Source organism: Pseudomonas sp. NPDC086251, assembly GCF_044746405.1.
Taxonomy (GTDB): Bacteria; Pseudomonadota; Gammaproteobacteria; order Pseudomonadales; family Pseudomonadaceae; genus Aquipseudomonas.
In genome coordinates, this window is the sequence record NZ_JBIVBY010000020.1 from 126,124 (window position 1) to 147,630 (window position 21,507).

Here is a 21,507-nt window from a genome sequence, read left to right on the forward strand (position 1 = left end):
GCACAGATGATTGGTTATTTCTCTGCAAGATAAAACCCGCTAAAAGAGCAGTCTCTTTCAATATTTTTTTGATAATCAGGGTTGAAGATGCTGCGTTTCGATGATTTGCAGTTGTTCGTTCGGGCGGCGGACCTGGGCAGCCTGTCGGCGGCAGCGCGTGGCATGGACATGTCGCCGGCGGTGGCCAGTGCGGCGTTGAAGCGCATCGAACAGCAACTGGGCGCCCGCTTGCTCGCCCGATCGACCCGCAGCCTGCGCCTCACCGCCGAAGGCGAGGGATTTCTCGAGTACGCCCGGGCGGCCCTGAGCAATCTCGATGAGGGCCGTCGTTTGTTGGCCAGCGGCCAGGATCAGGTCAGCGGGATTTTGCAGCTGTCGGCGCCTTCGGACTTCGGTCGCAACCTGCTGTTGCCATGGCTGGACGAGTTTCAGCGTGAGCATCCGAAGCTCACCGTGCGCTTGCTGCTCGGCGACCGCATCGCCGACCTGTTCCGGCAACCGGTGGACATTGCCCTGCGTTACGGCGAGCCGGAAGACTCCAGCCTGGTGGCGTTGCCCATCGCCCCACACAACCGCCGGGTGCTCTGCGCATCACCCGAATACCTGGCCCGGCAGGGCGAGCCGCGGCAACTGGAGCAACTGGCCCAGCACAATTGCCTGTTGTTCATGCTCGGCAGCCGCGTCCACGATCACTGGAGTTTTCACGACGGCAAACGCGAAGTCAGCCTGACCGTCAGCGGTGATCGTTTCAGTGACGATGCCGATGTGGTGCGTTTGTGGGCGGTGGCGGGTGCCGGGATCGCTTACAAATCGTGGCTCGATGTCGCCGCCGATGTAATGGCCGGTCGATTGAAAGTGCTGATGCCGGAGCTGCTGTGTGAGCGCGCACCGCTGAATCTGCTGTGCGCCCATCGCGCACAATTGAGTAAGCCGGTGAACCTGTTGCGGGAAATGCTTGCCAGCCGATGCGCTCGGTTAAGCAGTCATTTTCCGCCGTTATCGGGTATCGATCATTAGTCGCAGGTAAAAAGCGAAATTTCACTCAGGAACTATCAGCAGCAATGGTTTTCCGTGGGCAGGAACCGGCGGTTAACCCGCTTATACTAGCGCCCGCCTCATGCGCGCACCGTCGATCTTGCCACCTGGCGCTTCGCAACCACTGCGAAGCAATGGCCTGTGTGAGGGAGAGGCTTTGCTTAGGTTTATGGCGGATTGCACGTCTTGGCCGACGACACATAACGGGTCAAGATGTCTCTGAGCAGTAGACGAAACGATTCAACAGGGAGTGAATACATGGAACATGCACCTTGCATCAGTCAGATCGCCACGTTGCTGGCTGACCCAAAGCGCAGCGCAATGATGTGGGCCTTGATGGACGGCTCGGCGCGGCAAACCGAAGAGCTGGCCTTGTTGGCCGGGCTGTCACCGTCTTCGGCCAGTGCACACTTGGGGCGTTTGTCCGCTGGAGGTCTGTTGAAGGTCGAAGCCCGTGGCCGCAAGCGGTTCTTTCGACTGGCCGCGCCGGAAGTCGGCGCCGCGATAGAAGCACTGGCCAGCGCCACGCTGGCCAGCACGCCACGAGAACTCCCGGATATTTTCAAACGCACGGTCGCCGTTGCCAAACCTCAGGCTGCGCCGTCTTCATTATTGCGTGCCAGGCTCTGTGACGATCATTTGGGCGGCACCCTGGCCGCCGATCTCTACCAGCGTCTGCTGGATGCGGGGTGGATCGAGCAATTCGATCAGCGGGTCATGATCACGCACAAGGGCGCCACGCAACTGGCGACACGCGGTGTGTACATTCAGGCGCTGGCCCATCGCAACAGCAAGGTCGCCTGCGCGTGTCCTGACTGGAGCGAAAGACGCCCGCACATGGGCGGTTCACTGGGGGCGGCGTTGCTGCAACTGTTCATGCAGTCTGGCTGGTTGAGCCTGCCCAACGATTCGCGTGCCTTGCAGATCACCGCTGCGGGGCAGCGTGAAATCCATCGATTCGCCAAGGAAACCGAGCTGGAACTGGCGTTGTAGACACCTGCGCGATTGACGTCCGGGCGCTCGGGCGTCGTTCAGGGTTGTGGCCAGGTCGCATCCAGCAACAGCCTGCGGCGGCTATCGCGCACACTCGATCCAGGGACTTTCGGATTGGGGGGATGTGGCATGGAAACACGAGGCTTCAGCGCGGCAGAACGATTGGAACGGCTGCCCATCAGCGGTTATCACCGGATTATTTTCATCATCATTGCCCTGGCGTTTTTCTTCGACTCCATGGACCTGGCGATGATGACGTTCCTGCTCGGCTCGATCAAAACCGAGTTCGGCCTCAGTACGGCACAGGCCGGGTTGCTGGCCAGTTCGAGTTTTTTCGGCATGGTGGTGGGGGCGTCGCTGTCCGGCATGCTGGCCGACCGCTTCGGACGTAAACCGGTGTTCCAGTGGAGCATCGTGTTGTGGGGCATCGCCAGCTACCTGTGTTCCACGGCGCAGAACGTTGAAACCCTGACCTTGTTCCGCATCCTGTTGGGGATCGGCATGGGCATGGAGTTTCCCATCGCTCAGTCGATGCTGTCCGAGCTGATTCCAGCCAAAGGGCGCGGGCGTTATATCGCATTGATGGACGGTTTCTGGCCGCTGGGGTTCGTCGCGGCCGGGCTGCTGTCGTACTTCCTGTTGCCGGTGATTGGCTGGCGCGACATCTTCCTGGTCCTGGCGGTGCCGGCGGTGTTTGTCCTGGCGATCCGCTTTTTCATTCCGGAGTCTCCGCGCTGGCTGGAGCAGGCCGGGCGGCATGATGCGGCGGACAAGGTGTTGCTCGGTATCGAAAGCAAAGTCCGAGCCTCGCTGGGGCGCTCGGACTTGCCTGAGCCGATTCGACTGCCGCACGTGGCGAGTACGCCGGGCACTTTCTTTTCCGCGTTGCAGCAAATCTGGTCGCCGCTGTACCGCCAGCGCACGATGATGATCTGGAGTGTCTGGTTCTTTGCCTTGCTCGGTTTCTACGGCCTGACGTCGTGGCTCAGCGCGCTGCTGCAACAATCGGGTTTCGCCGTGACCCAGTCGGTGTATTACACCGTGCTGATTTCCCTCGGCGGGATTCCCGGTTTCCTGATGGCGGCCTGGCTGGTCGAGCGTTGGGGGCGTAAACCGGTGTGCGTGGTGACACTGCTGGGCGGCGGGGTGATGGCGTTTCTTTACGGTCAGAGCGCGGTGTTTGGCGGCAATGTCAGCCTGCTGATCGCTTCTGGGCTGTTGATGCAATTCTTCCTGTTCGGCATGTGGGCGGTGCTCTACACCTACACCCCGGAGTTGTACCCGACGTCGGCGCGGGCCACGGGCTCGGGCTTCGCTTCGGCGATTGGTCGAGTGGGTTCGTTGCTGGGGCCGTTGGTGACCGGGCTGGTGTTCCCGATGACCGGGCAGGGCGGGGTATTTGCGCTGGGGGCGATGTGTTTTGCGATTGCGGCGGCAGTAGTGTGGGTGTTCGGGATGGAGACGCGGGGCAAGACATTGGAAGAGTTGACTGAAGCAACACCGATCTAAAATGTGGGAGCGGGCTTGCTCGCGAAAGCGGTGTGTCAGCTACATAAATGGTGACTGACACTCCGCCTTCGCGAGCAAGCCCGCTCCCACATTGGTTTTGCGCTGGTCTTACGGTTTGACCAACCGCGCATCCAGGCTGTTCTGCGCCAAACGCTTGGCCTGATCCTGGGTCATGCCCAAATCGGTGTACAACGCGTGGAAGTTCTCGGTGACGTAGCCACCAAAGTACGCCGGATCATCCGAATTCACCGTCACTTTCACGCCACGCTCAAGCATGTCGAGAATGTTGTGCTGGGACATGTGATCGAACACGCAGAGCTTGGTGTTCGACAACGGGCACACGGTCAGCGGGATCTGCTCGTCGATGATCCGCTGCATCAGGCGCTCGTCTTCGATGGCGCGTACGCCATGGTCGATGCGCTGGATTTTCAGCAGGTCGAGGGCTTCCCAGATGTACTCGGGCGGGCCTTCTTCGCCGGCGTGGGCGACAGTCAGGAAACCTTCGTGACGGGCACGATCAAACACGCGCTGGAACTTGCTCGGCGGATGACCCATCTCGGAACTGTCCAGGCCGACAGCGACAAACGCATCACGGAATGGCAGCGCCTGGTCGAGGGTTTTCTCTGCTTCTTCTTCGCTCAAGTGGCGTAGGAAACTCAGGATCAAACCGCTGGTAATACCCAGTTGCTGCTCGCCATCTTTCAACGCGGCGGCGATGCCGTTGAGCACCACTTCGAACGGCACGCCACGGTCGGTGTGGGTCTGCGGATCGAAGAACGGTTCGGTGTGAATCACGTTCTGCGCCTTGCAACGCAACAGGTAGGCCCAGGTCAGGTCGTAGAAATCCTGAGAGGTGCGCAACACGTCGGCGCCCTGGTAATACAGGTCGAGAAACTCTTGCAGGTTATTGAAGGCGTAGGCCTTGCGCAGGGTTTCGACATCGCTCCACGGCAGGGCGATCTTGTTGCGTTCCGCCAGGGCGAACAGCAGCTCGGGCTCCAGCGAGCCTTCCAGGTGCAGGTGCAGTTCTGCCTTGGGCAGGGCGTTCAGCCAGTTGTACATAGTTGAAATCTCATCAGGTGCAATGGCGGCATTCTACAGATGCTTGCTGCAACAATTGGTAAAACCTGACCAGCAGGTTCATCAACGCGTTTCCGGTTCCCGTCGATAGGCGTAGGTATCGGCGAAGCGCGAGAGCAGGAACTGTGCGCAGGTGGTCGCCGGATATTTCGCCGGGTGCTGTTCATCCTGGCAACCGGGCAGGCATTCGATGGCCGTGTCGGGATGCGGCTCGGCGAAGAACGGCATCGAGTAACGGTCCACGCCCAGCGGGCTGATCACCCGATGCGGCGTCGACAGGTAACGGTCGTTGCTCCAGCGCGCCATCATGTCGCCGAGGTTGACCACGAAGGTGCCGTCGATGGGCGGCGCGTCGATCCATTGGCCTTTTACGTTTCGGACTTGCAGACCACCGGCGGCGTCTTGATACAGCACCGTGATGCAACCGTAATCGGTGTGAGCGCCGGCGCCTTGCTGCTCGGCGGAACTGGCGGTGTGGCGCGGCGGGTAGTGAATCAACCGCAGCACGCTGACCGGATCAACGAAGCGAGTGTCGAAGAAATCGCGCTCGATGCCCAGTGCCAGTGTCATCGCGCGCAACAAGGTTTGGGCGAGGGCCTGCATGTCGATGTAGTGCTGCTCCATCAGCGTTTCCCAGCCGGCCATCGCCGGATGGCGGTTAGGGCCACGCAACGGCCTTTCCGCCAGCACCTCGGGATGGTCAGCCGGCAGGTGCAGGCCCATATCGAAGGTTTCTTTCAGGTCGCTGGGTTTGCTCGGGTCGAGTTGCTCGGTGGCGATCGCGCCGTAGCCGCGGTGGTGACGGCTTTGGGTGATGTCGATCTGGAGTTTTTCGGTGGCGGGCAGGGCGAAGAAACGTTTGGCGCTGTCGAGCATGGCGTCGATGCGCGACGGGCTGATCGGGTGGCCCTTGATATAGAAAAAGCCCCATTCACGGCAGGCATGGTCGATTTGCGTGGCGACGGATTGCCAGGCGGGATGGTCATCGCTGTAGAGCGGGGCGATGTCGATGATTGGCAGACTGGTCATACTCAACCCTAAAAGCGCTGAAGGTCCTGTGGGAGCGGGCTTGCCCGCGATAGCGGTGTGTCAGTTACATCATTGTTGGATGTGCCGCCGTCATCGCGGGCAAGCCCGCTCCCACAGGTATTGTTTTGTTGGAAGGAATTACTTCGGAATGTCAGCCTTCATGCCTTCGACGTAGTAATTCATCGATGCCAGTTGCGCATTCGTTGCGCTTACTCCAGCCGGGATTTTCTCGACGCCCGCCTGATCCTTGATCGGCCCGGTGAACGGGTGGAAGGCGCCACTCTTGATATCGGCGATGATCTGCTCGGCTTCGGCTTTCACCGCAACCGGCACCAGATCGCTGATCGGCAGTTCAACCGTGCTTTCCTCCAGGCCACCCCAGTAATCCTGCGATTTCCAAATGTGGTCAAGCACGTTTTGAGTCGCCTGAATGTAGTGTGGCCCCCAGTCATTGACGATCGACGTCAGCACTGCTTTCGGCCCGAAGTGCGCCATGTCCGAAGCGTAGCCCACCGCATACACGCCGCGACGTTCGGCCGCCTGGATCGGTGCCGGGCTGTCGGTGTGCTGGAAGACCACGTCCACGCCCTGATCGATCAGCGCGTTGGCGGCATCGGCTTCCTTGCCCGGGTCGAACCAGGAATTGACCCACACCACTTTGATCTCGGTGCCAGGGTTGTACTTGTTCAGGGCCAGTTGAATGGCGTTGATGTCGCGGATCACTTCCGGGATCGGGAAGGACGCGACGTAGCCAATCTTCCTGGTCCTGGTCATCTTCGCCGCGAGGAAACCGCCGACGTAGCGACCTTCATAGGTGCGCGCCAGGTAGGTGCCGAGGTTCTTGTCCTGCTTGTAGCCGGTGGCGTGTTCGAACGTCACGTTGGGAAACTGTCTGGCGACTTTCAGCGTCGGGTTCATGTAGCCGAAGGAGGTGGTGAAGATCAGGTCGTACTTGTCCTTGGCCATGTTGCGGATCACCCGCTCGGCGTCGGCACCTTCGGCGACGTTCTCCACGTAATTAGTGGTGATCTGTGAACCGAATTTTTCCGCCAGCGCTTTGCGTCCCTGTTCATGCTGATACGTCCAGCCGTGGTCACCGATCGGGCCGATGTAAACGAAGCTGACTTTCAGCGGGTCAGCGGCACTGGCAGTCAGGCTGGCGCTCAGACCGATGGCCGCCGCAACGGCGCCAAGCAGCTTCTTCAACGGACGTTTGTGCATGAATTCGAACTCCATGTTGTTGTGAGGTTGGCAGGGTCAATGCAAATGACTGACCAACAGGACAACAAATGGCTGAAACCGTGTAACGGCCTTCGCGGGCGTATAGGTCCAGCGTGATCCCTGTAGGAGCGAGGCTTGCCCGCGAAGAGGCCCGCAAGGCCAATAAAAGTGCACGACTGAAACCAGCCGCCACCCACTGGTGCGCTAAGGTGTAACGAAACGTTAGCGCCGCCCCGCAGTCAGTAGCTCACCCCACTGATTTCGCCCCACTCGGCAAAAAGGCCCGCCATGCTCACATTCCTCAAGCAAGAAAGTTTTCTGCTGCTGGCCCTGATCGCTGCCGTCGTTGCCTATCCGATGGAGCACTGGATGCTCAGCAATGGCCAGCCCATCGCGCTGGTATCCGGGCTGGTGCTGATTGCATTCATCGTCGCTGCGTCCATGCGCGTCGCCCATCAGGCGGAACTGCTCGCCGAAAAAGTCGGTGACCCTTACGGCACGATGATCCTGACCCTGGCGGCTGTGCTGGTGGAAGTGGTGATCCTGGCGATCATGATGAGCAATGAAGCTTCAAAGACTTTGGTGCGCGACACGATTTATTCGGCGGTGATGCTCGACATCAACGGCATCCTCGGCCTGGCGGCGTTGATGGGTGGGATCAAGCACGGCGAACAGTCCTACAACGATGACTCGGCGCGCAGCTACAGCGTGATGATCCTCACCGCCATGGGCGTTTCCATGGTGGTGCCAGAGTTCATTCCCGAGGCCAACTGGAAGATGTATTCGGCGTTCACTATTGGCGCGATGGTGGTGCTTTACGCATTGTTCCTGCGCATGCAGGTCGGGCCGCACAGTTACTTTTTCAGCTACAGCTACCCGGAAAAACGCCGCAAAAAAGAACCCGCCGAAGAACCGCAGCCGATCAATCTGGCCCTGAGTATCGGCACGTTGGTGTTTGGCGTGGTGGTGATTGGCGCATTGGCCGAAGTGATGTCCAAGACCCTTGATCTGGGCCTGGAAGGGACGGGCGCCCCGCCGGTGATCACGGCGATCCTGGTGGCGGCGATTTCCGCGGCGCCGGAGATTTTGACCGCGTTGCGCGCGGCGTTGGCCAATCGCATGCAATCGGTGGTCAACATCGCCATGGGCGCATCGCTGTCGACGGTGATCCTGACGGTGCCGGTGATGGAGGCGATGGCGCTCTACACCGGCCAGCCGTTCCAGATGGCAATGACGCCGGTGCAGACGGTGATGATCTTTCTTACCTTGATCGTTAGTGCAATCAACCTTAACGACGGCGAAACCAACGCCATCGAAGGCATGACCCACTTTGTGTTGTTTGCGACGTTTATCATGTTGTCGCTGTTGGGCCTCTAAAAGCTTCGCGGGCAAGCCTCGCTCCTACAGGTTCGGCGCGATCCCTGTAGGAGCGAGGCTTGCCCGCGAAGGCGTCCGATCAGACGCCGCTGATCAACTGCCGAGCCGCCTGGCTGTGATCGGCGATCAGGCCTTTGAGATCCAACCCTTCCACCTGCCCATCAATCACCCGCCATTTACCGCCAATCATCACCCGGTCCGCCCGATCCGCGCCGCACAACAGCAACGCCGACACCGGATCATGACTGCCGGAAAAACGCAGCTCATCGAGCTTGAACAACGCCAGATCCGCCTGCTTGCCCACCGCCAGCTCACCGATATCGCTACGCCCGAGCAAACTCGCCGAACCCTTGGTCGCCCAACCCAACACCAGCTCCGGCGTGATCTTCTCCGCGCCGTAACGCAGCCGCTGAATGTACAGCGCCTGGCGGGTTTCGAGCATCATGTTCGAGGCATCGTTCGACGCCGAACCGTCCACGCCCAAGCCCAGTAACGCGCCCGCTGCGGTCAGATCCAGTGTCGGGCAAATGCCGGAAGCCAGGCGCATGTTCGAGCTCGGGCAATGGCAGATCCCGGTGCCGGCCGCGCCGAGGCGGGCGATTTCGTCCGGGTTGAAATGGATGCCGTGGGCCAGCCAGGTGCGCGGGCCGAGCCAGCCGACGCTGTCCAGGTAATCCACGGTGCGCAGGCCGAAGCGTTGCAGGCAGAAATCTTCTTCGTCGAGGGTTTCCGCCAGGTGCGTGTGCAGGCGTACGTCGAGATTGTTCGCCAGATCGGCGCTGGCGGACATGATTTCCGGGGTGACCGAGAACGGCGAGCAGGGTGCCAGGGCGATCTGGATTTGCGCACCATCGCCGCGTTCGTGGTACTCGGCGATCAAGCGCTGACTGTCGGCGAGGATCACTTCGCCTTCCTGCACGGTCTGCTGCGGTGGCAGGCCACCGTCCTTTTCGCCGAGGCTCATCGAGCCGCGCGTGAGCATGGCGCGCATGCCCAGTTCGCGCACGCTTTCGACTTGCACATCGATCGCATTTTCCAGGCCTTCGGGAAACAGATAATGGTGATCGGCGGCCGTGGTGCAACCGGACAGCAGCAACTCAGCCAACGCGACTTTGCTGGCGAGGGCGAGTTTTTCAGGGGTAAGGCGCGCCCACACCGGGTACAGGGTTTTCAGCCACGGGAACAATGGCTGATTGACCACCGGCGCCCAGGCGCGGGTCAGGGTTTGGTAGAAGTGATGATGGGTGTTGATCAGGCCCGGCAGGATCACATGCTCGCGGGCATCGAAGACGTGTCCACAGGGCGCGGAAGGTTGCTGGCCAGCGGCAAGCACTTCGACGATCAAGCCGTCTTGCAGCACCAGGCCGCCACGGGCATCGAGCGCGTTGGCCGTGAAAATGGCGAGGGGGTTTTTTAACCAGGTACGGGTCGCAGGCATGTTGGCCGGCTCCTCTGAAAGTGGGGTTCAGGGTTGCCAGCTCAGTGATTACCCTGTCTGCTGATCCAGGGTCGCCGGGGAGGCGAGGTGCGAAGTTTCGAACAAAAGCGCGTTGTGGGCAAGCCCGCCGCGCTCGGACCCGACGCCTGACCTGTAGGAGCGAGGCTTGCCCGCGAAGGCTGAGTGTCAGTCGACACCGATGTTGCATGAGACACCGCCTTCGCGGGCAAGCCTCGCACCTACAAGGTATTCAGGGGTTACCAGGGAATGGTTTCACCCCGGTAGTTCACGAAGTGATGCCCACCCTTGCCGGTATACGCATTCACCTGATCAACCAATCCGCGCGTGCTGGTGTCCACATCGATATCCGCACCTTCACCGCCCATGTCGGTCTTCACCCAACCCGGATGCAGCGACAGCACGGTGAGTTTTTGCTCGCCCAACTGCGTGACGAAACTGTTGGTCATGGAATTCAGCGCGGCTTTACTCGCCTTGTACAGCGCCAGTTCCGGGGCGTCCGGCATGGTCACGCTGCCGAGCACCGAGCTCATGAACGCCAGCACGCCGGTTTCCGCACGAATCTGCCCGGCGAAACGCTGGGCCAGGTTGATCGGCGCCACCGCGTTGGTGAAAAACAACTGACCAACTTCGGCCAGCGTCGCGCCACCCGGCGTCTGGACCTCGGGCCCTTTGACCCCGGCATTGACGAACAACAGGTCAAACACTTCGCCCTTGAGCTGTTGGCTGAGGGCGATGACTGCCTGCTGATCATCCATGTCGAGTTTCTCGATCCGCACCTTGCCCAAGGCCTGCAAGGCTTCGGCGTTCTGCGGGTTGCGCACGGTGGCGGTGACTTGCCAGCCGTCGGCCAGCAAGGTTTTCACCAGACCGAGGCCCAGGCCCCGGGAGGCGCCGATGATGAGTGCGGTTTTTGCCTTGGACATAAGTGGCTTCCTTGATAAATGAGGATCACGGATTCAATGGGCAACGTTGCCCGATGCGTTGCTGCAACTCCTGACGCAACGCACCGAGTTCGTCCATGCGGGTTTCAATCAGCTTGAGCTTGTCTTGCAGCAATTGCGTGACGGCGCTGTCCGGATCGGGCGACTGCCACAATGCGGCGACGCTGCTGCCGATCTCGCCGAGGGTAAAGCCCAGCCGTTGAGCGGTCTTGATGTACAGCACCAGTTGCACCATGTCCGGTGGATAGTCGCGATAACCGTTGGCGCTGCGTTGCGCCGCGATGAGTCCGCGCTGCTCGTAGAAACGCAGCGTGTCGCGGCTGACGGCGCTGGCCAAGGCTAATTCACCGATGCGCATCATGACGTCTCGAGAGGGCTTGACCCTGGAGCATACTCCAGGCTTTAGCCTTGTTGCTCCCTGATTTTTTGGAGCACGACGGATGTGGACTTCTGCGCAATATCGTCAACTGGTGCGCGGCAGCGCGTGGTACGACCTGATCGTCACGGCGGCGTTTGCGACCCCGTGGAGTTTTGCGGCGTTGCATGGGCTGTTGTCGAGTGTGAGTCAGGCGTTCAACTTGTCGGGCGAGTTGCCGGCGTTCGAGCCGATGCACATGCTGATGGCGAATCTGTTGGGCTCGATTGTGTGCGTGTGGGCGGTGCTGCGGATTCGTGATCCGCAGCAGATTTACGGTCGGTATGACGCGGCGGGCAGATTCCTGTTTTCAGCTTGGCAGCTGTATGCCCTGGTTCATGGTGCCAGTTCGTTGTTGGTGATTTTCCTGTTCTTTGAATTGGCGTGGGGTGTTGTTCAGGTGTTGCCTGTTCGGGCGCCTTCGCGGGCAAGCCTCGCTCCTACAAGAGCGACGCAAACCCCGTAGGAGCGAGGCTTGCCCGCGAAGAGGCCCGAACAGGCCACCGCCTAATGCCCGCCCTGCCACGGCTGCCCCAACGACACCGGCGCATACAACCGCGTCCGAAGCGCATCCCGCGATAACAGCACCAGCACCACAATCGTCGCGACATACGGCAGCATCGCCAGCAGGCTCGACGGAATCGCCAGCCCCAACCCCTGCGCCACCAAATGCAGGATGCTGGCGAGCCCGAACAGATACGCCCCCAGTAGCAACCGCCACACCCGCCAACTGGCAAACACCACCAGCGCCAGGGCAATCCAGCCGCGCCCGGCGCTCATGTTCTCCGCCCACATCGGCGTGTACGCCAGCGACAAATAAGCCCCGGCCAATCCAGCCATCGCGCCGCCAAACAACACCGCCAAGGTACGCACAGCCAACACCGGCAACCCCATCGCACTGGCCGCATCCGGGTTTTCCCCGACGGCCTGAATGATCAGCCCGACACGGCTTTTCAGAATCACCCAAGCCACCAGCGCAAACACCGCGAACGACAGATACACCAGCCAATCCTGGGCAAACAGCATCCGCCCGATCAGCGGGATTTCACTCAGATAAGGAATCGCCACCGGCTCGAAGCCCGCCAGCGGTTTACCGACCCACGCCGCGCCGACAAACGTCGACAGCCCCACGCCGAAGATCGTCAACGCCAACCCGGTGGCCACCTGATTGGCATTGAACACCAGCGCGACCAACGCAAACAGCGACGACAGCAACGTCCCGGCCAGCATCGCCAACAACACACCAAGCCACAGGTTGCCGCTGTTCAGCGCGACGATAAAACCGATCACCGCGCCAAACAGCATCATGCCTTCCTGCCCCAGATTGAGGACGCCGCTCTTCTCGCAGATCAATTCACCGAGAGCGACCAACAGCAACGGCGTACCGCAACGGACCATGGCGTAGAAAATATTGCTCAGCAGATCGATATCCATCACAGCGCTCCTGCGCGTACGGCGGTGGTTGGCGCACGGCGAACCCAGCGCAGGTTCAAACGCAGTCGATAAAGAATCAGCACGTCACTGGCCAGCAGGAAAAACAGCATCATTCCCTGGAACAATTGGGTGATCGCTTGCGGCAGGTTCATGCTCATTTGCGCGCTTTCGCCACCGATGTACAGCAGCGCCATCAACAGGCTGGAAAACAAAATACCAATGGGATTCAGCCGCCCGAGAAATGCCACGGTGATCGCCGCATAGCCGTAGCCCGGAGACACCTGCGGGACCAATTGGCCGATGGGGCCGGTGACTTCGCAGACCCCGGCCAACCCCGCCAAACCGCCGCTGATCAACAGCGCCAACCAAATCAGGCGCTTCTCGCGAAAGCCGACAAAACCGGCAGCGCGCTTGTCCAGCCCGAGCACTTTGATCTGGAACCCGACGAAGCTTTTCTGCAGCAGCACCCACACCGCCACCAGCGCGAGCAAGGCGAAATACACCCCGGCATGAACCCGACCATCCTCGATCAACAACGGCAACCGGCTGGCATCGCCAAACATCGCCGACTCTGGAAAGTTGAACCCGGCGGGATCCTTCAGTGGTCCGTGCACGCAGAACAGCAGCAGGTTCAGGGCGATGTAATTGAGCATGATGCTGGTGAGGATTTCGTTGGCGTTGAAACGCGTGCGTAACCACGCCGTCAACCCGGCCCACGCCGCGCCGGCCAGGGTGCCGGTGAGCAGGATCAACACCAGCGCCCAGCGGCTTTGCACATCGATGATGTTCACGGCCAACGCACTGCCGGCCAACGCGCCGAGCAGCAGCTGACCTTCAGCGCCGATGTTCCAGATCCGCGCTTGATAGGCCACGGCCAACCCCAACGCGCAGAGCAGAATCGGTAATGCCTTGACCAACAATTCAGAGACGCCATACACGTCGCTGATCGGCGCGATCAGCAGCGTGTGCAAGGTCAGCAACGGGTCGTGGCCCAGCGCGATAAACAGCAACGAGCCACAGCCCAATGTCAGGACCGCCGCCAGTAATGGCGAGCACCACAACATCAGGCGCGATTGCTGGCCACGGGGTTCGAGAGAAAGCAGCATGGGTAACTCCGTTAAACCATTGCGGACGCGGGTGATTGAGGGGCATCGAACTGGCCGGCCATCCAGCCGCCGACGTCGCCGAGCCGGGTGTCGACGGTCGCCTTGAGCGGCGACAGTCGACCGCTGCACAACGCGCCGAGCCGATCACAGATCTGGAACAGTTCGTCGAGGTCTTCGGAGATCACCAGAATGGCCGCGCCGGCATCGCGCAAGGCAATCAGCGCCCGGTGAATGGTCGCGGCCGCACCGACATCCACGCCCCAGGTCGGGTGCGCGGCCACCAACAGTTTCGGCTGTTGGAGGATTTCCCGGCCGAGGATGAATTTCTGCAAGTTGCCGCCGGAGAGGCTGCGCGCGGGTGCCTGTGTATCGGGCGTCTTGACCCCGAAGCGGCGAATGATGTCCTCGGCCAGGGCTTCAACCTTGCCGCGCTGGATCAGGCCTTTGCTCACCAGTCCCTGTTGAAATGCGGTGAGCAAGGCGTTGTCTGCCAGGCTCAACTCCGGCACCGCGCCATGCCCCAGACGCTCGGCTGGGACGAAGGCCAAGCCGAGTTTGCGTCGAGCATCCGGGCGCAAGTGCGCCACGGGTTGGCCGCCGAAACTGATCGTCTTGCCCTCGTTGCGGTGCAGGCGTTCTTCGCCGCTGAGCAAGGCCAGCAATTCATCCTGACCGTTGCCAGCCACGCCAGCGATCCCAACAATTTCGCCACTGCGCACTTCCAGATCGATGTCTTTCAGCGAGCAGCCGAACGGGTCCGGGTTGTGCCAGGACAATCCGCTTACGGCCAAAAAAGTATCGCCGCCCGTGACCTTCGGATAGTCCGCTATCAGCTCGGCCGCTTCACCGACCATCAACCGTGCCAGTTGCTGATCCGAACACTCGGCCGGCACGCAATGCCCGGCCACCCGTCCGCCGCGCAGTACGGTCGCGCTGTGGCACAACGCGCGGACTTCACCGAGCTTGTGACTGATAAACAGAATGCTGCAGCCCTCAGCCGCCAACCGGCGCAGGGTGACGAACAATTCCTCGGCCTCCTGCGGCGTCAGTACCGAGGTCGGCTCATCGAGAATCAGCAGGCGGATGTCCTGCATCAGGCAACGAACGATTTCCACCCGCTGACGTTCGCCGATGGACAGGCTGTGGACAAGTCGCTCCGGTTCCAGCGCCATGCCGTAGCGCCGCGACACCTCACGGATTTTCGGCTCAAGCTGTGTCGGCGTACCGGCCGCCGCGCCAATCGCCAGTGCAATGTTCTGCGCCACGCTCAGGGTTTCGAACAACGAGAAATGCTGGAACACCATGCCGATCCCCAGGCTTCGCGCCTGGGCCGGGTTGCGCAGGGAGACACGTTGCCCTTGCCAGAGCACTTCCCCCGAATCGGCGTGGGTGACGCCGTAGATAATCTTCATCAGCGTGCTTTTGCCTGCGCCGTTTTCACCGAGCAGGGCGTGGATTTCACCGGGAGCAATGCTCAGGTCGATGGCGTCGTTGGCCAGGCAACCGGGGTAGCGTTTGCTGATGTTGCGCAGTTGCAGGCGAGGCGTTTTATTGGGGATCGGCACGGGGTTGGGCATGACAGGCTCGGGTCGATGAAGTAATGCCTGTGGATAAAGCAATTTCCTGGCCATTGAGTCAGGAAAGCCGCAAAGCCTTAAAAGCCAAGGCGTTGAGTACGCGGCTTGGCGCAGTGCCGATTCAGACTCAGGCACCAATCGAGAGCAAAGCCGTTGATCAGGCTCGGTTTTTGCCCGTAACAATATGGTCAAAAAACGAGCAACCCCGCGCAAGCCATGCCGGATACGGGGCGGCGACAGGCATGAACGGGTTATCCACAGGTTGCTCCACAGTATTTGTGTGCAAGCGCAAAGGTCGGGCATAAGCACCGGGCGGCTATCTACTAAAGGTGATAAACCGCTCTAACTCTATGTTTTTATGTGAATTTGGCATTTTCGACAGTAGATTGGACGAAAAATGAACAAAGCCCGCAAAGCCGCATGACAGAAGGGTTACAGCCGTATGTGCTCAGGTTATCCACAGCCGGGTGCACAGCAGATGTGGGCAAGTGTGGAACGCACAGAAAATCACTCATGCCCAATCCCTGTAGGAGCTGTCGAGTGAAACGAGGCTGCGATCTTTTGACCTTGTTTTACCGCTGCAAGAGAATGCGCCCACGACTCAAATCCGCCAGCTGCAATTGCAATGTTTCAATCTGCCCTTCGCCAACAGCCAATTGCAGTTCAACCCCGTTGGCCGTGAAATCCTCTCGTACAACCAACCCACCCAATTCCGCCACCCGAAGCTTCACCAGCGCCAACTCGCCAAACGCACAGGCACAACTCACCGGCACCCGACTGATCAACTCAACCTTCGGCGCCCCTTGCAGGCATTTATTGGCACCGCCGCCATACGCCCGCGCGAGGCCACCGGTGCCCAGCTGAATGCCGCCATACCAACGAATCACCAGCACCGCGACCTGGTCACAATCCTGCGCTTCGATCGCGGCCAGGATCGGCCGGCCCGCCGTGCCGCCAGGCTCGCCATCATCGTTGCTGCGGTATTGGTCGCCAAACTTCCACGCCCAACAATTGTGCGAGGCGTTCAGGTCGCTGTGCTGTTCGATGAATGCCTGGGCTTCAGCGGGGTTGCTTATCGGCGCGGCGAAGGTGATGAAGCGGCTTTTGCGAATGTCTTCGCGGTATTCACAAAAACCGCTGAGGGTAAAAGGCATAAGCGTCTTAGATCGCTGGCGTCAGGCCGCAGCCCTTGAGAATGATGCGGGTCAGGTTGTTCCCGGCGTCTTCCATGTCCTGCTTGGTCAACTTGGTGCGCCCGGTGACACGGCAAATCTGGGTGGCGAAATCGGCGTAATGCTGGGTGCTGCCCCACAACAGGAAGATCAGGTTCACCGGGTCGACCGGGTCCATTTTGCCGGCATCGATCCACGCCTGGAACACCGCCGCGCGGCCCTGGAACCAGGCGCGATAGTCCTGGTTGAAATACTCGGTCAGGCATTCGCCACCGCTGATGACTTCCATGGCGAAGATTCGCGAGGCCTGCGGCTGGCGACGGGAGAATTCCATCTTGGCGCGGATGTATCGCGTCAGTGCTTCGGCCGGATCATCCTCGGCGGTCAGGGTGTTGAAGGTGCTGTCCCACAACTGGAGGATGTTGCTCAGTACCGCCACGTACAAACCGAGTTTGTTGGTGAAGTAGTAATGCAGGTTCGCTTTCGGCAACCCGGCATTCAGGGCGATGGTGTTCATGCTGGTGCCTTTGAACCCGTGACGGGCGAACTCGTCTTCGGCGGCTTTGATGATGGTCTCTTCGTTCTTCTGACGAATGCGACTGGCAGGTTTGCCGCCGTGAGCTGGGACTTCAAAGGTCATAGGCACTTCCGAACAGGTGGGTGGGTGCAGCCAATGCGTTGATAGCGCACCCACAGGCTCCAGACAAGTCCTGCCGCAATAAAACCTGCCCTCCAATTCCTGTAGGCGCCGAGCTTGCTCGCGAAGGCGGCGTGTCAGTCACCATTAATGTTGAATGTTAAGCCGCCTTCGCGAGCAAGCTCGGCTCCTACAGGGTTTCAGCGTGTAGCGGCGAGGCTCTCGAGGAAGCTTTCCAGCACCAAATGCGGGCGACGGCCTTTGCGGGTGACCGACGCGAGGCTCAGGTCATAAAACCGCGCTGTTGGTTTCAGTGCGCGCAGTCGGCCTTGCTGCACCCAGAGGGCGGCGTAGTGATCCGGCAGGTAGCCGATGTAGCGCCCGGTCAGGATCAAAAACGCCATGCCTTCGCGGTCGGAAGCACTGGCGGTGCAATTGAGCGCCTGGTAATGCGCCTGGATTTCCGCGGGCAAACGAAAGGTCGGGGCGATCGCGTCCTGGCTGTTGAGGCGCTCGTCGTCCAGTTGTTTGTCGTCGACATAAAACAGCGGATGGCCGACCGCGCAATACAGCAGCGAACGTTCGCTGTAGAGCGGCTGATATTCCAGCCCTGACAGTGCGCTGGCCTGCGGCACCACGCCGACATGCAAGCGACCATCGAGCACGCCTTGCTCGACTTCGTTGGGCGCGATCATGCGGATCTGAATCTGCACGTCCGGGCCGCGCTCCTTCAATTGCGCCAAGGCGTGGGTGATGCGCATGTGGGGGAGGGTGACCAGGTTGTCGGTCAGGCCGATGGTCAATTCGCCGCGTAAATGCTGGTGCAGGCCATTGACCTCGGTGCGAAAACTTTCCAGCGCACTTAATAGTTGCAACGCCGATTGATAGACCTCGCGACCTTCTTCAGTCAGGGAAAACCCGGCGCGACCGCGTTGGCACAGGCGCAAACCGAGGCGCTGCTCAAGGTCGCTCATCTGCTGGCTGATGGCCGAACGGCCGATCCCCAGCACCGATTCCGCCGCGGAGAAACCGCCGCATTCCACGACGCTGCGAAAAATCCGCAGCAGGCGGATATCAAAGTCACTGACTTGCGCCAATGGATCGGGTCGACGGCTGCTCATAGTTTAGTGAATACCTGACTGAACGTTAGAAGAGTTGGATTTCACCGACTTTATCCCCGTGGCAATTTAGCTGCAAGAACGCTTTTCATCTCCATGTCGCTCATTGCCCTGCGAGGTTTTGCCCCATGAACTTGCCCGAAAACGCCCCGTCTTCCCTGGCCAGCCAGCTCAAGCTCGATGCTCACTGGATGCCTTACACCGCCAACCGTAATTTCCAGCGCGACCCGCGACTGATTGTGGCGGCGGAAGGTAGCTGGCTGACCGACGACAAGGGCCGCAAGGTCTATGACTCGCTGTCCGGTCTGTGGACCTGCGGCGCCGGGCACACTCGCAAGGAAATCCAGGAAGCGGTCTCCAAACAATTGGGCACCCTCGATTACTCGCCGGGCTTCCAGTACGGCCATCCGCTGTCGTTCCAGCTGGCTGAAAAGATCACCGACCTGACCCCGGGCAATCTGAACCACGTGTTCTTCACCGACTCGGGTTCCGAGTGCGCGGACACCGCGGTGAAGATGGTCCGCGCTTATTGGCGCCTGAAAGGCCAGGCCACCAAGACCAAAATGATCGGCCGTGCCCGTGGTTACCACGGCGTGAACATCGCCGGCACCAGCCTCGGCGGCGTGAACGGCAACCGCAAAATGTTCGGTCAGGCGATGATGGACGTCGATCACCTGCCGCACACCTTGCTGGCGAGCAATGCATATTCGCGTGGCATGCCGGAGCTGGGTGGTATTGCTCTGGCCGACGAGCTGCTGAAGTTGATCGAACTGCATGACGCGTCCAACATCGCCGCCGTGTTCGTCGAGCCATTGGCCGGTTCCGCTGGCGTGCTGGTTCCGCCACAGGGTTACCTCAAGCGTCTGCGCGAGATCTGCGATCAGCACAACATCCTGCTGGTGTTCGACGAAGTGATCACCGGTTTCGGTCGTACCGGCAAAATGTTCGGTGCCGATACCTTCGGCGTGACCCCGGACCTGATGTGCATCGCCAAGCAAGTCACCAACGGCGCGATCCCGATGGGCGCGGTGATTGCCAGCTCCGAGATTTATCAGACCTTCATGAACCAGGCGACGCCTGAGTACGCGGTGGAATTCCCGCACGGCTACACCTACTCCGCGCACCCGGTGGCGTGCGCCGCTGGCCTGGCTGCACTCGACCTGCTGCAAAAGGAAAACCTGGTGCAGAGCGTGGCCGACGTCGCACCGCATTTCGAAAATGCGCTGCACGGCCTGAAAGGTTCGAAGAACATTATCGATATCCGTAACTACGGCCTGGCCGGTGCGATCCAGATCGCGCCACGTGACGGCGATGCCATCGTGCGTCCGTTCGAGGCGGGCATGGCGCTGTGGAAAGCCGGGTTCTACGTGCGCTTCGGCGGCGACACCCTGCAGTTCGGCCCAACCTTCAACAGCAAGCCGCAAGACCTTGATCGCCTGTTCGATGCGGTCGGCGAAGTGCTGAACAAGATCGACTGATTTTCTCTATAGAGGCGCCCTTCAGCGGGCGCCTGTGAACAATTTTTCAGGAGCGTTACATGAGTCTTATCCCGCATTTGATCAATGGCGAACTGGTGACCGAAGAAGGTCGTACCGCTGACGTGTTCAACCCGTCCACTGGCCAGGCGATCCACAAGCTGCCATTGGCCAGCCGCGAAACCATCCAGAAAGCCATCGACTCGGCCAAGGCTGCATTCCCGGCCTGGCGCAACACGCCACCGGCCAAACGTGCGCAGGTGATGTTCCGTTTCAAGCAACTGCTGGAACAGAACGAAGCGCGCATCGCGCAACTGATCAGCGAAGAACACGGGAAGACGCTGGAAGATGCTGCCGGTGAATTGAAACGCGGTATCGAGAACGTCGAGTTCGCGTGTGCGGCGCCGGAAATTCTCAAGGGCGAGTACAGCCGTAACGTCGGCCCGAACATTGATGCCTGGTCGGACTTCCAGCCGCTGGGCGTGGTCGCTGGTATCACTCCGTTCAACTTCCCGGCGATGGTGCCGCTGTGGATGTATCCACTGGCGATCGTCTGCGGCAACTGCTTCATCCTCAAACCGTCGGAGCGTGATCCAAGTTCCACGCTGTTGATCGCTCAGCTATTGATCGAGGCCGGTCTGCCGAAAGGCGTGTTGAGTGTGGTGCACGGCGACAAGGCTGCGGTGGATGCGCTGATCGAAGCGCCGGAAGTCAAGGCACTGAGCTTTGTGGGCTCGACGCCGATTGCCGAATACATCTACGCCGAAGGCACCAAACGCGGCAAACGCGTCCAGGCGCTGGGCGGGGCGAAGAACCATGCGGTGCTGATGCCGGATGCGGATCTGGATAACGCCGTCAGCGCGCTGATGGGCGCGGCTTATGGTTCCTGCGGCGAGCGTTGCATGGCGATCTCGGTGGCCGTGTGCGTCGGTGACCAGGTGGCGGATGCGTTGGTGGCCAAACTGACGCCGCAGATCAAGGCGTTGAAAATCGGTGCCGGTACGACCTGCGGCCTGGACATGGGGCCACTGGTTTCCGGTCAGGCGCGTGACAAAGTCAGTGGCTATATAGAAGACGGCGTTTCGGCCGGTGCCTCGTTGGTCGTCGATGGTCGTGGTCTGAGCGTGGCGGGTCATGAGGAAGGTTTCTTCCTGGGTGGTTGCCTGTTCGATAACGTCACGCCAGAGATGCGCATCTATAAAGAAGAAATCTTCGGGCCGGTGCTGTGCGTCGTTCGGGTCAACAGCCTGGAAGAAGCCATGCAACTGATCAACGATCACGAGTACGGTAACGGCACCTGCATCTTTACCCGTGATGGCGAAGCGGCAAGGTTGTTCTGCGACGAGATCGAAGTGGGCATGGTTGGCGTTAACGTGCCGTTGCCGGTGCCAGTGGCTTACCACAGCTTTGGTGGCTGGAAGCGTTCGCTGTTCGGCGACTTGCATGCATACGGCCCGGATGGCGTGCGTTTCTACACCCGCCGCAAGGCCATCACCCAGCGCTGGCCGCAGCGTGCGAGCCACGAAGCTTCGCAATTCGCATTCCCTAGCTTGTAAGTAGAAGGGAAGAAGGCCGGCCCCTTGGGGCCGGCCTTCTCGTTTCAGGGCTTTTTTGACGTATATGACAGAATTGTGAAAATAGGTGTTGACGGCAAATCCTGAGTGTCTATAATTCGCCCCACTTCCGGCGCAGTCGAAACGGAAAACTCCTTGGTAAACAAAGAGTTACGCAGTTTTCGGCAGCAGGTTGCTTCAGGTCATCGAAGCCAGGAAGGAGTTGTTTAAGGCAGTGTGTTGTCGCCTTATCAACGATTCGATCTTCTCGGTCGAAAGCAGCGGAAAAGAGGTGTTGACAGCAGCGAGTAACGCTGTAGAATTCGCCTCCCGCTAACGAGAGATCGGAAGCGCAAGTGGTTGAAGTTGCAAAGGA

The 21,507-nt window shown here is 60.2% G+C and carries 19 protein-coding genes; 7 read left to right on the forward strand and 12 right to left on the reverse strand.

All coding sequences use genetic code 11. The annotated features are described in order from the left end of the window. The first annotated feature begins 87 nt into the window (after positions 1-87). The 3 genes from ACIPL2_RS22640 (at position 88) to ACIPL2_RS22650 (ending at position 3,537) form a co-directional block, all read left to right on the forward strand. On the forward strand, positions 88-1,017 hold the full coding sequence (locus ACIPL2_RS22640; protein WP_401359894.1) for a LysR family transcriptional regulator: 930 nt from the start codon (positions 88-90) through the stop codon (positions 1,015-1,017). A 276-nt stretch (positions 1,018-1,293) separates the two neighbouring features. Further along, the gene (locus ACIPL2_RS22645; RefSeq protein ID WP_401359897.1) at positions 1,294-2,028 is read left to right on the forward strand and encodes an ArsR/SmtB family transcription factor; all 735 of its coding nucleotides are present in this window, start codon (positions 1,294-1,296) and stop codon (positions 2,026-2,028) included. Positions 2,029-2,157: 129 nt separating this feature from the next. Further along, a complete protein-coding gene (locus ACIPL2_RS22650; RefSeq protein WP_401359900.1) occupies positions 2,158-3,537 on the forward strand; it encodes an MFS transporter in 1,380 nt (459 codons plus the stop codon). 108 nt (positions 3,538-3,645) lie between these two features. Here the strand turns inward: ACIPL2_RS22650 and ACIPL2_RS22655 are convergent, their stop codons facing one another. From ACIPL2_RS22655 to ACIPL2_RS22665, 3 genes are all read right to left on the reverse strand, one after another. Beyond that, positions 3,646-4,599: an adenosine deaminase gene (locus ACIPL2_RS22655; RefSeq protein WP_401359903.1), complete on the reverse strand. Its 954-nt coding sequence runs from the start codon at positions 4,597-4,599 to the stop codon at positions 3,646-3,648. An 81-nt stretch (positions 4,600-4,680) separates the two neighbouring features. Continuing rightward, positions 4,681-5,646: a 2-oxoglutarate and iron-dependent oxygenase domain-containing protein gene (locus ACIPL2_RS22660; RefSeq protein WP_401359906.1), complete on the reverse strand. Its 966-nt coding sequence runs from the start codon at positions 5,644-5,646 to the stop codon at positions 4,681-4,683. A 138-nt stretch (positions 5,647-5,784) separates the two neighbouring features. Continuing rightward, entirely contained in the window at positions 5,785-6,867 is a 1,083-nt protein-coding gene (locus ACIPL2_RS22665) for a BMP family ABC transporter substrate-binding protein (protein ID WP_401359909.1), read from the reverse strand. Positions 6,868-7,155: 288 nt separating this feature from the next. Here ACIPL2_RS22665 and ACIPL2_RS22670 point away from each other — a divergent pair, with 288 nt between their 5' ends. After that, positions 7,156-8,244, forward strand: coding sequence for a calcium:proton antiporter (locus tag ACIPL2_RS22670; RefSeq protein WP_401359911.1), 1,089 nt, complete (start codon positions 7,156-7,158; stop codon positions 8,242-8,244). A gap of 79 nt (positions 8,245-8,323) precedes the next feature. Here ACIPL2_RS22670 and ACIPL2_RS22675 read toward each other — a convergent pair whose 3' ends face one another. From ACIPL2_RS22675 to ACIPL2_RS22685, 3 genes are all read right to left on the reverse strand, one after another. Further along, positions 8,324-9,682 carry an 8-oxoguanine deaminase gene (locus ACIPL2_RS22675; RefSeq protein ID WP_401359913.1) on the reverse strand — a complete coding sequence of 453 codons (1,359 nt, stop codon included), beginning with the start codon at positions 9,680-9,682 and terminating at the stop codon, positions 8,324-8,326. Between the two features lie 257 nt (positions 9,683-9,939). Then, positions 9,940-10,626, reverse strand: coding sequence for an SDR family oxidoreductase (locus ACIPL2_RS22680; RefSeq protein WP_401359915.1), 687 nt, complete (start codon positions 10,624-10,626; stop codon positions 9,940-9,942). A 25-nt stretch (positions 10,627-10,651) separates the two neighbouring features. After that, positions 10,652-11,002 carry a MerR family transcriptional regulator gene (locus tag ACIPL2_RS22685; RefSeq protein ID WP_401359945.1) on the reverse strand — a complete coding sequence of 117 codons (351 nt, stop codon included), beginning with the start codon at positions 11,000-11,002 and terminating at the stop codon, positions 10,652-10,654. A gap of 82 nt (positions 11,003-11,084) precedes the next feature. On the opposite strand from ACIPL2_RS22685, the gene ACIPL2_RS22690 reads away from it, so the two are divergent. Further along, positions 11,085-11,525 carry a hypothetical protein gene (locus ACIPL2_RS22690; protein ID WP_401359917.1) on the forward strand — a complete coding sequence of 147 codons (441 nt, stop codon included), beginning with the start codon at positions 11,085-11,087 and terminating at the stop codon, positions 11,523-11,525. A gap of 41 nt (positions 11,526-11,566) precedes the next feature. Here ACIPL2_RS22690 and ACIPL2_RS22695 read toward each other — a convergent pair whose 3' ends face one another. From ACIPL2_RS22695 to ACIPL2_RS22720, 6 genes are all read right to left on the reverse strand, one after another. Continuing rightward, positions 11,567-12,493, reverse strand: coding sequence for an ABC transporter permease (locus ACIPL2_RS22695; protein WP_401359920.1), 927 nt, complete (start codon positions 12,491-12,493; stop codon positions 11,567-11,569). Then, positions 12,493-13,599: an ABC transporter permease gene (locus tag ACIPL2_RS22700; RefSeq protein ID WP_401359922.1), complete on the reverse strand. Its 1,107-nt coding sequence runs from the start codon at positions 13,597-13,599 to the stop codon at positions 12,493-12,495. Before ACIPL2_RS22700 ends, ACIPL2_RS22695 begins: the two co-directional genes overlap by 1 nt. Before the next feature lie 11 nt (positions 13,600-13,610). Then, the gene (locus tag ACIPL2_RS22705) at positions 13,611-15,176 is read right to left on the reverse strand and encodes an ABC transporter ATP-binding protein (protein WP_401359925.1); all 1,566 of its coding nucleotides are present in this window, start codon (positions 15,174-15,176) and stop codon (positions 13,611-13,613) included. A gap of 572 nt (positions 15,177-15,748) precedes the next feature. After that, complete coding sequence (locus tag ACIPL2_RS22710) at positions 15,749-16,330, reverse strand: IMPACT family protein (RefSeq protein ID WP_401359927.1); 582 nt, start codon at positions 16,328-16,330, stop codon at positions 15,749-15,751. A gap of 7 nt (positions 16,331-16,337) precedes the next feature. Next, positions 16,338-16,988, reverse strand: coding sequence for a TetR/AcrR family transcriptional regulator (locus tag ACIPL2_RS22715; RefSeq protein ID WP_401359929.1), 651 nt, complete (start codon positions 16,986-16,988; stop codon positions 16,338-16,340). 197 nt (positions 16,989-17,185) lie between these two features. After that, positions 17,186-18,106, reverse strand: coding sequence for a LysR family transcriptional regulator (locus tag ACIPL2_RS22720; protein WP_401359931.1), 921 nt, complete (start codon positions 18,104-18,106; stop codon positions 17,186-17,188). 125 nt (positions 18,107-18,231) lie between these two features. Between ACIPL2_RS22720 and ACIPL2_RS22725 the strand changes: the two genes are divergently transcribed. Together ACIPL2_RS22725 and ACIPL2_RS22730 are read left to right on the forward strand one after the other, a co-directional pair. Continuing rightward, positions 18,232-19,581 (forward strand): aspartate aminotransferase family protein, encoded by a 1,350-nt coding sequence (locus ACIPL2_RS22725; protein ID WP_401359934.1) that lies wholly within the window; start codon positions 18,232-18,234, stop codon positions 19,579-19,581. Between the two features lie 59 nt (positions 19,582-19,640). Next, complete coding sequence (locus ACIPL2_RS22730) at positions 19,641-21,134, forward strand: CoA-acylating methylmalonate-semialdehyde dehydrogenase (RefSeq protein WP_401359937.1); 1,494 nt, start codon at positions 19,641-19,643, stop codon at positions 21,132-21,134. Positions 21,135-21,507: the final 373 nt, after the last annotated feature.

Coding starts and splice junctions, on each gene's coding strand:
- ACIPL2_RS22675 (WP_401359913.1), bottom strand. CDS start 9,682: ATGCCTGCGACCCGTACCTGGTTAAAAAACCCCCTCGCCATTTTCACG.
- ACIPL2_RS22680 (WP_401359915.1), bottom strand. CDS start 10,626: ATGTCCAAGGCAAAAACCGCACTCATCATCGGCGCCTCCCGGGGCCTG.
- ACIPL2_RS22650 (WP_401359900.1), top strand. CDS start 2,158: ATGGAAACACGAGGCTTCAGCGCGGCAGAACGATTGGAACGGCTGCCC.
- ACIPL2_RS22715 (WP_401359929.1), bottom strand. CDS start 16,988: ATGACCTTTGAAGTCCCAGCTCACGGCGGCAAACCTGCCAGTCGCATT.
- ACIPL2_RS22695 (WP_401359920.1), bottom strand. CDS start 12,493: ATGGATATCGATCTGCTGAGCAATATTTTCTACGCCATGGTCCGTTGC.
- ACIPL2_RS22645 (WP_401359897.1), top strand. CDS start 1,294: ATGGAACATGCACCTTGCATCAGTCAGATCGCCACGTTGCTGGCTGAC.
- ACIPL2_RS22705 (WP_401359925.1), bottom strand. CDS start 15,176: ATGCCCAACCCCGTGCCGATCCCCAATAAAACGCCTCGCCTGCAACTG.
- ACIPL2_RS22670 (WP_401359911.1), top strand. CDS start 7,156: ATGCTCACATTCCTCAAGCAAGAAAGTTTTCTGCTGCTGGCCCTGATC.
- ACIPL2_RS22655 (WP_401359903.1), bottom strand. CDS start 4,599: ATGTACAACTGGCTGAACGCCCTGCCCAAGGCAGAACTGCACCTGCAC.
- ACIPL2_RS22730 (WP_401359937.1), top strand. CDS start 19,641: ATGAGTCTTATCCCGCATTTGATCAATGGCGAACTGGTGACCGAAGAA.
- ACIPL2_RS22685 (WP_401359945.1), bottom strand. CDS start 11,002: ATGCGCATCGGTGAATTAGCCTTGGCCAGCGCCGTCAGCCGCGACACG.
- ACIPL2_RS22700 (WP_401359922.1), bottom strand. CDS start 13,599: ATGCTGCTTTCTCTCGAACCCCGTGGCCAGCAATCGCGCCTGATGTTG.
- ACIPL2_RS22665 (WP_401359909.1), bottom strand. CDS start 6,867: ATGCACAAACGTCCGTTGAAGAAGCTGCTTGGCGCCGTTGCGGCGGCC.
- ACIPL2_RS22710 (WP_401359927.1), bottom strand. CDS start 16,330: ATGCCTTTTACCCTCAGCGGTTTTTGTGAATACCGCGAAGACATTCGC.
- ACIPL2_RS22640 (WP_401359894.1), top strand. CDS start 88: ATGCTGCGTTTCGATGATTTGCAGTTGTTCGTTCGGGCGGCGGACCTG.
- ACIPL2_RS22725 (WP_401359934.1), top strand. CDS start 18,232: ATGAACTTGCCCGAAAACGCCCCGTCTTCCCTGGCCAGCCAGCTCAAG.
- ACIPL2_RS22720 (WP_401359931.1), bottom strand. CDS start 18,106: ATGAGCAGCCGTCGACCCGATCCATTGGCGCAAGTCAGTGACTTTGAT.
- ACIPL2_RS22660 (WP_401359906.1), bottom strand. CDS start 5,646: ATGACCAGTCTGCCAATCATCGACATCGCCCCGCTCTACAGCGATGAC.
- ACIPL2_RS22690 (WP_401359917.1), top strand. CDS start 11,085: ATGTGGACTTCTGCGCAATATCGTCAACTGGTGCGCGGCAGCGCGTGG.